Here is an 11,169-nt window from a genome sequence, read left to right as displayed (position 1 = left end):
CTTTATACCTTCCTTTCGTCTTCCAATGCTTCCATAAATGCTTCTGTAGTAAAAACAGTTTTTTTCAACCCTGCCCCCTGTGCCACTTTCGTGACCGGAGGAGGAGCAACAAAACTTTTCTTTAATATCTCCGTCTGGGCAAACACCTCTTCGGCCCTGCCGTCCAGTATCACCTCCCCTCCGCACATGACGATGATCCGCCTAAAACTGCTGACTACAAATTTCATATCATGAGAAATGGTAATGCATAACTTCCCTCTCTCTTTCAATGCCTTGATAATGCTGAGCAGTCTTTGATTTCCCTGCACATCCTGCCCGCAGGTAGGCTCATCGAAAATCAGCACATCCGGATCCATCATCAGCACCGCGCCTATGGTACAAAATTTTTTCTCTGACGGCGTCAGGTCAAACGGATGCATATCCAGTTTTTCCGACATTCCCACAAGCTCAGCGACCCATTCGTTTCTTCTTTTGATCTCTTTCTCCGGCATTTTGATCTGCCTGGGACCGAATTCAAATTCTTTTCTGACAGATTCCAGAAACAGCTGATCATCCGGGTTTTGAAATACATAGCCGACTTTCTTTGACCACTGTGCAGTGGACCGTGTCTCAATGTTCTCTCCATCGATCAGAACTTCCCCGGACGTGGGTCTTAAGATTCCGTTAAAATGTTTTACAGCCGTGGTCTTTCCCGCTCCGTTCTGTCCGATGATGGCTACTGGCTCCGTCCCGCCGATGACCAGATTTATCCCCTTTAATACTTCACCTCCGGACGGATAAGAATAGTGAAGATTTTTTAATTCAATTTGCATCTGTCAAGCACCTCCCTCACCATTTCGATGGCCGGCCCCTCAGCAATCTCAATGTCCCGGTCTGTATACTGTTTTTCTTTTAAGGCCCTTGTTATTTCCACATAATCCGGTATGCCGACTCCATGCTGCATGATTTCCGGATCTCCAAATATTTTTTTCGGTTCATCCAGCGCCGCAGCTCTCCCTTTTTCAAGGACGAGGATCTTGTCCGCGCACCGTGCCACTCGTTCCATATCGTGATCCGCCATGATGACAGTGACACCTTTTTTATTCAGTTCTTTCACAATATCAAAGATTTCTTCGCTCCCCGCCGGGTCAAGCTGTGTCGTACATTCGTCTAAAACGAGAATCTCCGGTTCCATGATAAAAGCAGAGCCGAACGCCACTCTCTGCACCTGTCCCCCGGATAATTCCAGAGGATTCTTGTCAAGGATATGGTCGATCCGCATGAGTTTTGACACAAACTCTACTTTTTCCATCATCATTCTTCTGGATACTCCCCGGTTTCCAAGTCCATATGCAAGTTCCTCAGCGACAGTTCCTGCAGTATAGGACAGCTGGTTAAACGGATTCTGAAATACGAACCCAATCTTTTGGGACAGCTCTGCAATGGTGCTTTCTCCCGCCGATATCCCATCCACGATCACCCGGCCCGACATTTTCCCCGTAAAGTAATGGGGAATGAGTCCCGCCAGAGCGCTGCACAGGGTGGATTTCCCTGATCCGTTGGCACCGATAACACAGAAGAAATTTCCTTCTTCCACCTGAAAGCTGATGTTTTTCAGAGCCTTTTGTTTTGTCTGCCTGTATTTAAAAGAAAAATCTTTGACTTCTAATATGATTCTGCCCATTTGCACTCCTCTTTTTTATATAAAATCAAGTTTTGTCAAAACGGCGGCCGACACAGCCGCAATAAAAAATGCGGTTAAGAAAATATTCACCGCTCTGTCTGTCCGGGTTTTGCAGACTTCAACATAAGCCGTGGGCTTTACCCCTGCAATTCCAAATCCTCTTGTCTCCAGCGTCATGCCTCTTTCCTGGGCATCCGTAAGGGATGACATGATGACCGGTCCAAGCAGCGGAATATAGGCTTTTATCCGGGCTGTGATTCCCCCTCCGGTCTCCACCCCTCTGGCTTCCTGTGCTTCACGGATCACAGACATTCTTCTCTGCATCTGCGGGACAACATTTAAACTTGCCAGCACCAGATATCCTGCTTTGGGCGGCATCCCGCTTTCCGTCAGCGCAGCTACCAGTTTCCCCGGATATGTTGTTTTGTTCATAATATAGAAGGTTCCCAGAAAAACCAGAAGTGTACTGATAATCTTCAGCGCATAGCGGACTCCTTCCAGTCCCACTTTTGCAAATCCAAGATCCGCGATAAATGTAACATTGCCCGGGTGATAACAGCCCTGAATAAACAGCAGCATAGCTGTGACTGGTATTCCGAATCCAAACATAATTTTTGCAAAATCCTTTAAGATCCCTGCCAGCCATGCCGCCCCAAACAGCCCTGCGATAACTGCCAGTCCGAGCCGCGGGCCGGGAGAGATCAGAGTTCCGAGTCCAAGGGAAAATATTGCGAAGATTTTGGTCATCGGGTTCAGTCGTTCTATTACCGTATTTTTCGGTATAAATGTATTTGATATCGTTGCCATCCCTGCCTCCTGTACGTAAATGTCTTCCTCTTATTTAATCGCCGTCTTCCTCATCATCCGTATCAGCCGCATACTGGCTTAAAAATCTCTTAGGAATCTTCTGAATGATGACAAAAGCTATGAGAAATGTAATTCCCTTATCGATCAGATTTTCAATCATAGACGTGGATAATACAGAGGCCGCAATGTTTTTCGTAGCCGCAATCAATGTTGCCGTCAGCACAGAAGTTCCTGTCACACCTGCCGACCCGCCGTATACAAAGATCGTGATCACCGAGGCAGAAACCGTATTGACAAACGTACACGCAAGCCATGTGAGAACCGCTCCCCAGACTTTTTTAAAAAACCCCGCTTTCACCATACATCCCGTCACAACAGCGCACATTATACTTACAATGGAATAAGGCAGATATACGGGATTCGCCGCCATAGCCAGAAATACATTTGTCAACAGCCCGCACAGCGCGGCGACCCACACGCCGGACAGACAGGCAACGACAACAGTTCCGATCATGTCCAAAAACAGCGGCAGCTTCAACGCGGAGCACAGCGTACCGCCGATCAGGTTAATGCCCACCGCGATCGGAATCAGCACCAAAGACTTGGTCGAAAATTGAGACTTGATCCTTTCTGTAAACGTGACTTTTTTCTCACTCATAATGTATCCTCCTTTTTTCATATATGGCGATGTCTGTTTCAGCTGATTTCTTTCGTCTGATGTCCTAGGAAACTATTTTCCGAAATCATTTTCTTTATTTAAAATTAACACTGCTCTCACAGTTTGTCAACATTTTTATCACTTAATGTTACTTTTTCTGTTTTTTCCGCCAGAACCCTTGTTTATTTTGCACACCCCGACATATTGACAGATATTCTTTCTTTGTCTATTATGGAATGTAGTATAATGTTGGAGGAATTTTATGAACATAAAGGAAATCGCACAGCTGGCAGGCGTCTCTGCCTCAACCGTTTCAAAAATTGTCAACCAAAAAGATGAAAGCATCAGCAGCGAAACAAGGGAACGGGTTTTAAAGATCGTTAGAGAGTATAATTACACTCCTTACGCAGCTGCCACTGCTTCCCCGGCAAAGACATGGATTTTGGGCATCCTGCTCCGGTCTTCTGTTTCTTTGGACTCCACGCTGGACGGAATCATTCAGACCGCCCAGGCAAACGGATACAGCACCCTCGTATATAACAGTTACTCCGACATGGAACAGGAACTTAAAAATATCACTTCCCTCTGCAAAAATAACGTAGACGGAATTATCTGGGAGCCCGTAGAAAAAGAAAGTCTCTCCTATTCAACTCATTTTCAGAATATGAAGATTCCACTCATGACCATCGGTCCCAACGGTGGAGATCACTCCCATATGATCCCATATGAAGAAGCCGCTTACCGGATCACCCAGGAATTGATTGATCGGAAGCACCGCAAAATTGCCTGTATCTTAAAAGAAGGCCGCCGTACATCCGCTTTCTTAAACGGGTATAAAAAGTGTCTGTTCGACAATCACATGAAAATCGACAAAGACCTGATCTTTTACGATCTGGACGAAACCCTGATTCACAAGGTGAACACCCACAGCATCAGCGGAATCATATCATCTCATTACCGGAAGGCGCTGGAATTTTACCAGCTCATGAATACATTAAGCTTCAGAGTCCCGGAAGACATTTCGCTCATATCTCTAAAGAATGATACGATGGAAAACCTGGCCTTTCCCAATATTTCCGAGATTTCTACCTACACGATGCTGAATGCTGATTTTGGATCTTACCTGTGCGGCAAACTGATCACCGAGATCGAAAAGCGCACGGATAAGCCTCAGTCCTTTGTCCAGGATTTTCATCTGGACAACCAGACCACCGTCAGTGTTCCGTTCAACCTGAATGTTCCCAAGATCACCGTTGTGGGCAGTATCAATATCGACACCTACCTGAATGTGCCGCAGCTTCCCCACAGCGGAAAAACCGTGAGCACTTCCACGTCCTTCATTTATCCGGGAGGAAAAGGCATAAACCAGTCCATCGGCGCGGCGAAGCTTGGACACCGGGTAACACTGATTGGAAATGTGGGGTCCGATATTGATTCAGCCTCTGTCTATAAAACTCTCAAAGAGTACGGCGTAGAGTCCTTCGGTGTGAAACGCTGCAACCAGGAGAAAACCGGAAAGGCATTCATTTTTGTAGAATCCAGCGGTCATTCCATGATTTCTATCCTCTCCGGTGCAAACAGCATTCTGTCTCCCGAAGATATAAAGAAGCGAAAACGTTTCTTTAAAAATACCGGATACTGCCTCATCCAGTCGGAAATCCCTCTGGACACGGTTGCCGAAGCGTGCCGCACCGCACATGAATCCGGCGCCAGGACCATCCTGAAGCCTTCCGTATGCGGAGCGATCCCTCCGGAAGTGCTTTCCATGGTAGATATCCTTGTGCCAAATGAAGAAGAACTGAACGAACTGTGTCCGGGTCCTTCCACTCTGCAGGAAAAAACCGCATCCCTGCTGGAATGCGGTATTGAGACGGTCATTGTGACACTGGGAGAAAACGGCTGCTATGTCCGGTCTGCCGGTCTGGAAAAACATTTCCCGGCTGTCCCGTTTCCTTCCGTGGACAATACCGGTGCCAGCGACGCTTTTATCAGCGCATTGGCCTCCTATCTTCTTTATGGATGTTCGATGGAGGAAGCGGTCCGGATCGCCTGCTACGCCGCAGGTTTTTGTATCTCACGGGAGGGCGTCGTTCCTTCTCTCATAGATAAACGCAGCCTTGAGACATATATTAAGCAAAAGGAAGATTCTTTGCTTTAAACAACTGATATAACAGGAGGAATTTATGGATTACAAGACATATTTACGAAATTATCCGGATGACGAAGGACGCTTCGGCCCTTACGGCGGCGCCTATCTTTCGGATGAGTTAAAACCCGCCTTTGAAGAAATCTCAGAGGCTTATCAGACAATCTGCCACTCATCCCAGTTTATCAATGAACTCCGGAGAATCCGCAGAGAATTCCAGGGAAGGCCCACACCGGTCTATCACTGTGAACGGCTCTCAAACATGTACGGAAACTGCCAGATCTATCTGAAACGGGAAGATTTAAATCATACCGGCGCCCACAAGCTGAATCACTGCATGGGAGAAGGCCTCCTGGCAAAATTCATGGGAAAGAAACGTCTGATCGCCGAGACCGGAGCCGGGCAGCACGGCGTGGCTCTGGCAACGGCGGCGGCATTTTTCGGACTGGAATGTGAGATACATATGGGAGAAGTGGATATTGCAAAGCAGGCTCCCAATGTGACCCGCATGAAAATCCTCGGTGCAAACGTCGTTCCGGTCACACACGGATTAAAGACCTTAAAAGAAGCTGTTGATTCTGCATTTGACTCTTACGCAAAAAACTATAAAGATTCTATTTACTGTATCGGATCTGCCCTGGGTCCTCACCCATTCCCGCTGATGGTCCGTGACTTTCAGTCTGTTGTGGGATATGAGGCAAAAGAACAATTCATAGAAATGACAGGACTGCTGCCGGATGTAGTCTGCGCCTGCGTCGGAGGAGGAAGCAACTCCATCGGCATGTTCATTCCCTTTGTCGATGAGCCGGTAGACATCGTGGGCGTGGAGCCGCTGGGCCGAGGCTCAAACCCAGGCGATCACGCCGCTTCTATGACTTATGGAGAAAAAGGAGTCATGCACGGATTTGAAAGCATCATGCTGAAAGACGGAGCCGGGGAGCCCGCTCCAGTCTACTCTATCGCCAGCGGACTTGACTATCCCTCTGTCGGACCAGAGCACGCATTCCTGAATGATTTAGGGCGGGTTTCCTATGAAACGGCAGACGATGAAGCTGCCATGAAAGCATTTTTTGAACTGTCCCGCTATGAAGGGATCATCCCGGCCATCGAGAGTTCCCATGCGGTAGCCTATGCTACAAAGAAAGCTCAGGAAATGAAGAAAGGCTCCATTCTCGTTTGTCTGAGCGGCCGGGGAGACAAGGATATCGACTATGTCGTAGAAAACTATGGATATGGAGAAAAGTATTTATAATTTTTCCCGCTCATCCATAATCTATTTACTACAATCATAAACCAGGAAACCGCCCGCTCCTGTTGCTTTCTTGTATTATATCGTCAGCTTCCTGGATTTTTTGGACTTAGCATAGGTAATCTTTGTTTTTTGGGAACAACATAAAATGTCTTAGTAACACTTCCGGTATTGGTGTTGTTGCTGTAAGTTATTGTATAATCTTCTTTTTCTTTTGCTTCCGGAAAAGTCAACTGATTCCCCTGCTTTCTGCAGGGACAGAACTCTTAACTTTACCCCTTAAACTTCTATTACTTTGCCTGCATCCCCGCCAGTTTATCCATTTTTTTCCTGACAAAATGATTGAATATTGAAATCGTTCGTCCGACTCCGATCACCGCCGCCACCGTTCCGATGCCAATACCGATGATTTTCCCCCCAAAAACCATGCCTGCCATGGCTGTAATGGAGATGTTTAATATGTCAAAACAGTTCTTCACAAGTCCGGTTTCTTTCCCAACGCAGTCCGCGATTGCCTGTACAATTCCATCTCCAGGATTCGGGATCACCCGCATGTTCAAAGACATGGCCGCTCCGATTCCAGTCAAAATCACCGCAATGACCAGGAACATAAGCCTTCCCAAAAAACTTCCGGCAAAGCTGTCCGGACCAAGCGAGGAAAGATCAGGTATCCACGCTGAAAAAACATTTAAAAATCTTGTAAATATCAGACTCAGCGGAAACTGCAGCAAGTCCATAAGGAGCAGCAGCTTTAAATCGACCTTATTTTCATGGGTAAGAACGGTGCCTTCCCTCTTAATGCTCCGTTTATGTCTGATGGTATGGAGAAGCATTTCAGCAGCCACGAAGATCCCATAGAGAGCCAGTGTCATATTTCCGAAATTGAGATTCCATATAGCTGAAATACTGTATGAAACTGATATGATCGGCGATACTCCCAGGCCTGTTTTCGTATTCAGGGTAATCCCCAGAGCCAGTATAAAAAGTCCTGCCGCATAAAAAATCCCCCTGAACAAATATGATTTCTTCATAGATCTTATATCAGTCCTATTGATTCCAGCGCCGTCGTGATGCCTTCTTCTCTTACGGTACCCGTCAGCATATCAGCCGCTTTTCCTGCTGCCTTGCTGTGCCGTCCCATCACAATACCGGTTCCCACAGCCTCAAGCATCTCTATGTCATTATCGGAATCACCGAAGGCATAACAGTCCTTTTTGCCGATTCCATATCGGTCCATGAGATTTATAATGGCATTTCCCTTGGTGATCCCTCTTGACATAATATCTAAAATATTCATATCTTCAAAAGGTTTCACACACTGCAGCTCCCCTTCGAATTCCGTCTGTATTTCATCCATCAGCTCTTCCCTGTTGTAATTTATCACAATTTTCGTAATATTCTCTCCTTTTCTCGTCTCCCACGGTGCGAACCAGCGTTCCGGAAATCCAAGAAACTCCCGGAAATCATGGTAAAACGGCTGGTTATAGTGCATATAATATGAAACATCCTGTGTCTCCATATGCAGAGCCGTATCTTCTGAAAAATATCCGGAAATGACCTTCTGCATTGCCTCTTCAGAAATGTGAATATCACTGACAACCTGTCCGCCGACTTCCGTATAGGACCCGTTGCAGGTAATGGCTCCCTCAAATTTATCGATATCCGCTTCCAGAAAACGTTTGCTGCGCCCTGAACACAGCATTGTCAGATATCCGTTTTCCTTTAGTCTTCGAAGAGATTCTATTGTCTTTTTGGTTGCTTTTCTAATATTATCTGTATCGTCCACAGTCGTTCCGTCATAATCAAAGAAAACGATCCCTTTGTACTTTTTCATAACTCCTCTTTTCTAAGCCAAATATTATGTATCACTCTTTTATTGTACTTATTTCAAAAATAAATTCAATACAAACCTGGCTCTCCCACAGTACTGCACTGTGATATTATGAGAGATTTTTTGGAAGCTCTGCAGATCCTTGCGATCACAAGCAGTCCGGTTATGCTTGCATCCCTCCCTCATGTTCCGCATGAAATGCTGAAAGAACTTTCCGAGGCTGCATCCAAACCCGATGAGAAAAAATCCCTGGTGCATACGGTCAGCATCGGACTGCGGTCTGTAATCAGAAACTGTCCCCTTGCAGCTATCCGGGAGATTTACAGGAAACTCATCCTCCTGTCATTGAAAGGCAGCATCCTCCGCCTGGAAGAGACAGGTACCGAACCGGTTTCCGGATGGACCGGAATTTCTGCTTCTATTCGAGAAAGCTGTTCCTGCTTTATATGCACTTCCCGAAATGTACCATAGTTCTCTTTTTTAATAAAAATTATTTCTATGCTATTCTGCAATTATTCAATTTTTATATTAATATATTTAATGATTATATTAATATTATTAATTTTAATATTGACATTTATAAGTTATAATATTATATTAATAGAAAACAGAAAGGAAATGAATGCATGAAAAAGATTATCAGCCGCTGTCCCGTGTGCAGGAATGACCTGGCCGTCACAAGGCTCAAATGTAACTCCTGCAATACCATCATTGAAAATAATTTCAGACTCAGCAAATTTGATTATCTTTCAGACGAAGATCTGTACTTTACAGAGACCTTTATCCGCTGCAGGGGAAATATCAAAGAGGTTGAGAAGGCGCTCGGCATATCCTATCCCACGGTCCGGTCCAAACTGGACACAGTGATCAAAGAACTCGGTTATGAATCAGCTCCCGATGAACAGTCGGTTCAAAAAGAAGAATATCTCCCCTGACTCGGATTATGTCTATATGTGCGAAAACAGCACGATTTATGGGACAAAATTCCATAGAAAGCCTGAGAGCAAAGGGAAGATTTTAGTCAATGACATTTCCTCCTGCTTCTTATCCGAGCCTATGAATGTCTCTGATTATGATATGCTGTTCGGCGGTATTCAGAAAAATTTAGGTCCTGCCGGTTTGGTAATTGCCATCATCAGAAAGGATTTGATTTCCGAAACGGTTTTGCCCGGCACACCTACTATGCTGCGATACAAAACGCATGCGGATAAAGGCTCTATGTATAACACACCGCCGACCTATAACATTTACATTGTCGGCAAGGTGATTAAATGGATTCAGTCTCTTGGCGGCTCGGAAGCATTTGAAAAAAGCAAAGGACAGTATGAATAATAGAGGGCTTTTCGCGTAAATAATATTTCGGTGTTTTACGGAATATTCAAAAACTTTCCGAAATGTATTGTCAAACATTTGTTCTTGAGGAGGTCATTTATGTTCAGAGAAATGCGAAGAAAGAAACAAGCCTTGCCTGCGGAGGAAGTGTCAGCGATCCTTCGTCGGGGAACTTCCGGGGTATTGGCTCTGTCTGGGGACGATGATTACCCCTATGCTGTACCCATCAGTTATGTGTTCGATGGCGCAAAACTATACTTTCACTGTGCCAAAGGCGGCCACAAACTGGACGCTATACAGCGCAGTTCTAAGGCATCCTTCTGCGTCATCGACCAAGACCAGATCGTACCGGAAAAATACACTACCTATTTCAGAAGCGTCATTGCCTTTGGAGAGATCCGCATCATTGAGGATGAGAAAGAGAAGCTGACGGCAATTGAGAAGCTGGCGAAAAAATATTCGCCGGATGGAGATGCCGTCGGCCGCCAGAAGGAAATCGACCGGGAGTGGAAAACGCTGTGTATGCTTGAAATGTGCATCGACCACATGACAGGAAAAGAAGCTATTGAGCTGGTGAAAAACCGGCAGGGAAATAACTGAATCAAACAAAGATAAAATCAACCCGCCGGGGTTTCTTTTATTGTGTAGTAGGCCAGCGTTACACAAAACGCTGGCCTAATTTTTAAAGTAAGTACGCCGATTTTTCAGCGTCCTTTGATAAAGTATTCTGTTGTTACATTCCCATTATCGGCTTGTTCGGCTCCTGTTCGAGACTGTCTGCCAAATCAAAAGCCGGAACAAGGATCAGATTGTATCTCGCCTTTATATAGTGCTTGTAAAAGGCTCTTTGCAGATCCGACAGATATGGTGTGGAATCTATGAATTCACTAATTACTTCCATATCAATCCGGTGAACAATCCGTTTGACTGCCTCACTGCAGCTTTCATATTCCGCACTCATTAGGAAGTCACGGTAGTTAATTTTTCTGTCGTTCTGCTTTATGGCAGAGGTCGGATACAGATAAATTCTCGGATGCAGCGCGTCCTCGTTTGACAGCACTTCATTCATGATCTTCTCATCCGCCTGCGGCAAAAGACAGCTTCCACAACCGTAAATAGGTGCTATGCTTGATTCTCCCGTTTTTTCATCAAACAGGAATCCCCAATTTCCGTTATGACGGTCGAAGTTTCCAAGTAAGGCATCTACAACAAATACATCCCAAAAGTGCCATTCCAACACCTCCGGCGAAATGTACTGCTGCTTTCCAATCGTATCAAGTATATCTTCAAGCTCTGTTCCCGTACCATTTGAATCTGATTCCAGAATCGTATTCTTAATGGAACAGAAATCAAAAAATCTATTTCCGTCTGCTGTAAAGTCCTTACAGGCGCAGACAATCTTCTCCCTGCCGCCAACCTTAAATGTGCCAAGCATGGTTTCGTGTGCTCTTACACCGATCAGATTTTTCTCAGCCATCCGTCA

At 45.5% G+C, this 11,169-nt stretch carries 12 protein-coding genes and 1 pseudogene; 6 read left to right on the top strand and 7 right to left on the bottom strand.

The annotated features are described in order from the left end of the window. Nucleotides 1-2: 2 nt before the first annotated feature. Genes P8F77_RS08765 through P8F77_RS08750 form a run of 4 tightly spaced genes read right to left on the bottom strand, consistent with a single transcriptional unit; the run spans nucleotide 3 to nucleotide 3,128 of the window. On the bottom strand, nucleotides 3-812 hold the full coding sequence (locus tag P8F77_RS08765; protein ID WP_148459153.1) for an ATP-binding cassette domain-containing protein: 810 nt from the start codon (nucleotides 810-812) through the stop codon (nucleotides 3-5). After that, the gene (locus P8F77_RS08760; RefSeq protein WP_024727690.1) at nucleotides 797-1,663 is read right to left on the bottom strand and encodes an ABC transporter ATP-binding protein; all 867 of its coding nucleotides are present in this window, start codon (nucleotides 1,661-1,663) and stop codon (nucleotides 797-799) included. Before P8F77_RS08760 ends, P8F77_RS08765 begins: the two co-directional genes overlap by 16 nt. A 15-nt stretch (nucleotides 1,664-1,678) precedes the next feature. Beyond that, a complete protein-coding gene (locus tag P8F77_RS08755; protein ID WP_287518450.1) occupies nucleotides 1,679-2,470 on the bottom strand; it encodes an energy-coupling factor transporter transmembrane component T in 792 nt (263 codons plus the stop codon). Nucleotides 2,471-2,504: 34 nt separating this feature from the next. Then, the gene (locus tag P8F77_RS08750; RefSeq protein WP_024727692.1) at nucleotides 2,505-3,128 is read right to left on the bottom strand and encodes a histidine kinase; all 624 of its coding nucleotides are present in this window, start codon (nucleotides 3,126-3,128) and stop codon (nucleotides 2,505-2,507) included. Nucleotides 3,129-3,390: 262 nt separating this feature from the next. Here P8F77_RS08750 and P8F77_RS08745 point away from each other — a divergent pair, with 262 nt between their 5' ends. Together P8F77_RS08745 and trpB are read left to right on the top strand one after the other, a co-directional pair. Continuing rightward, complete coding sequence (locus P8F77_RS08745; RefSeq protein WP_024727693.1) at nucleotides 3,391-5,286, top strand: PfkB family carbohydrate kinase; 1,896 nt, start codon at nucleotides 3,391-3,393, stop codon at nucleotides 5,284-5,286. Between the two features lie 25 nt (nucleotides 5,287-5,311). Continuing rightward, the gene (gene trpB, locus P8F77_RS08740) at nucleotides 5,312-6,526 is read left to right on the top strand and encodes a tryptophan synthase subunit beta (RefSeq protein WP_024727694.1); all 1,215 of its coding nucleotides are present in this window, start codon (nucleotides 5,312-5,314) and stop codon (nucleotides 6,524-6,526) included. A gap of 287 nt (nucleotides 6,527-6,813) precedes the next feature. On the opposite strand, the gene P8F77_RS08735 is transcribed toward trpB, so the two are convergent. Together P8F77_RS08735 and P8F77_RS08730 are read right to left on the bottom strand one after the other, a co-directional pair. Then, nucleotides 6,814-7,554: a DUF6198 family protein gene (locus P8F77_RS08735; RefSeq protein ID WP_287518451.1), complete on the bottom strand. Its 741-nt coding sequence runs from the start codon at nucleotides 7,552-7,554 to the stop codon at nucleotides 6,814-6,816. Between the two features lie 5 nt (nucleotides 7,555-7,559). Beyond that, nucleotides 7,560-8,357, bottom strand: a complete 798-nt coding sequence (locus P8F77_RS08730; protein ID WP_287518452.1) for an HAD family hydrolase — start codon at nucleotides 8,355-8,357, stop codon at nucleotides 7,560-7,562. A 108-nt stretch (nucleotides 8,358-8,465) separates the two neighbouring features. Here P8F77_RS08730 and P8F77_RS08725 point away from each other — a divergent pair, with 108 nt between their 5' ends. The 4 genes and pseudogenes from P8F77_RS08725 (at nucleotide 8,466) to P8F77_RS08710 (ending at nucleotide 10,286) form a co-directional block, all read left to right on the top strand. Further along, on the top strand, nucleotides 8,466-8,825 hold the full coding sequence (locus P8F77_RS08725; RefSeq protein WP_287518454.1) for a hypothetical protein: 360 nt from the start codon (nucleotides 8,466-8,468) through the stop codon (nucleotides 8,823-8,825). A 155-nt stretch (nucleotides 8,826-8,980) separates the two neighbouring features. Next, a complete protein-coding gene (locus P8F77_RS08720; RefSeq protein WP_287518456.1) occupies nucleotides 8,981-9,289 on the top strand; it encodes a DUF2089 domain-containing protein in 309 nt (102 codons plus the stop codon). Further along, nucleotides 9,279-9,653 (top strand): annotated as a pseudogene (locus P8F77_RS08715) (aminotransferase class V-fold PLP-dependent enzyme); the annotation flags it as partial. The gene P8F77_RS08720 and the pseudogene P8F77_RS08715, both read left to right, overlap by 11 nt. Nucleotides 9,654-9,785: 132 nt before the next feature. Continuing rightward, a complete protein-coding gene (locus P8F77_RS08710) occupies nucleotides 9,786-10,286 on the top strand; it encodes a pyridoxamine 5'-phosphate oxidase family protein (protein ID WP_287518458.1) in 501 nt (166 codons plus the stop codon). A 133-nt stretch (nucleotides 10,287-10,419) separates the two neighbouring features. On the opposite strand, the gene P8F77_RS08705 is transcribed toward P8F77_RS08710, so the two are convergent. Further along, entirely contained in the window at nucleotides 10,420-11,163 is a 744-nt protein-coding gene (locus P8F77_RS08705) for a CtkA family protein (RefSeq protein ID WP_287518460.1), read from the bottom strand. Nucleotides 11,164-11,169: the final 6 nt, after the last annotated feature.

Source organism: Anaerostipes sp. PC18, from assembly GCF_039789045.1.
GTDB classification, from domain to species: domain Bacteria; phylum Bacillota; class Clostridia; order Lachnospirales; family Lachnospiraceae; genus Anaerostipes; species Anaerostipes hominis.
Note: the sequence above shows the minus strand (reverse complement) of the source record. Positions and strands in the feature narration are given on the sequence as shown.

What these genes read in the sequence shown, in the direction of transcription:
- P8F77_RS08765 (WP_148459153.1), bottom strand. Translation starts at nt 812, where the DNA reads ATGCAAATTGAATTAAAAAATCTTCACTATTCTTATCCGTCCGGAGGT.
- P8F77_RS08760 (WP_024727690.1), bottom strand. Translation starts at nt 1,663, where the DNA reads ATGGGCAGAATCATATTAGAAGTCAAAGATTTTTCTTTTAAATACAGG.
- P8F77_RS08755 (WP_287518450.1), bottom strand. Translation starts at nt 2,470, where the DNA reads ATGGCAACGATATCAAATACATTTATACCGAAAAATACGGTAATAGAA.
- P8F77_RS08750 (WP_024727692.1), bottom strand. Translation starts at nt 3,128, where the DNA reads ATGAGTGAGAAAAAAGTCACGTTTACAGAAAGGATCAAGTCTCAATTT.
- P8F77_RS08745 (WP_024727693.1), top strand. Translation starts at nt 3,391, where the DNA reads ATGAACATAAAGGAAATCGCACAGCTGGCAGGCGTCTCTGCCTCAACC.
- trpB (WP_024727694.1), top strand. Translation starts at nt 5,312, where the DNA reads ATGGATTACAAGACATATTTACGAAATTATCCGGATGACGAAGGACGC.
- P8F77_RS08735 (WP_287518451.1), bottom strand. Translation starts at nt 7,554, where the DNA reads ATGAAGAAATCATATTTGTTCAGGGGGATTTTTTATGCGGCAGGACTT.
- P8F77_RS08730 (WP_287518452.1), bottom strand. Translation starts at nt 8,357, where the DNA reads ATGAAAAAGTACAAAGGGATCGTTTTCTTTGATTATGACGGAACGACT.
- P8F77_RS08725 (WP_287518454.1), top strand. Translation starts at nt 8,466, where the DNA reads ATGAGAGATTTTTTGGAAGCTCTGCAGATCCTTGCGATCACAAGCAGT.
- P8F77_RS08720 (WP_287518456.1), top strand. Translation starts at nt 8,981, where the DNA reads ATGAAAAAGATTATCAGCCGCTGTCCCGTGTGCAGGAATGACCTGGCC.
- P8F77_RS08710 (WP_287518458.1), top strand. Translation starts at nt 9,786, where the DNA reads ATGTTCAGAGAAATGCGAAGAAAGAAACAAGCCTTGCCTGCGGAGGAA.
- P8F77_RS08705 (WP_287518460.1), bottom strand. Translation starts at nt 11,163, where the DNA reads ATGGCTGAGAAAAATCTGATCGGTGTAAGAGCACACGAAACCATGCTT.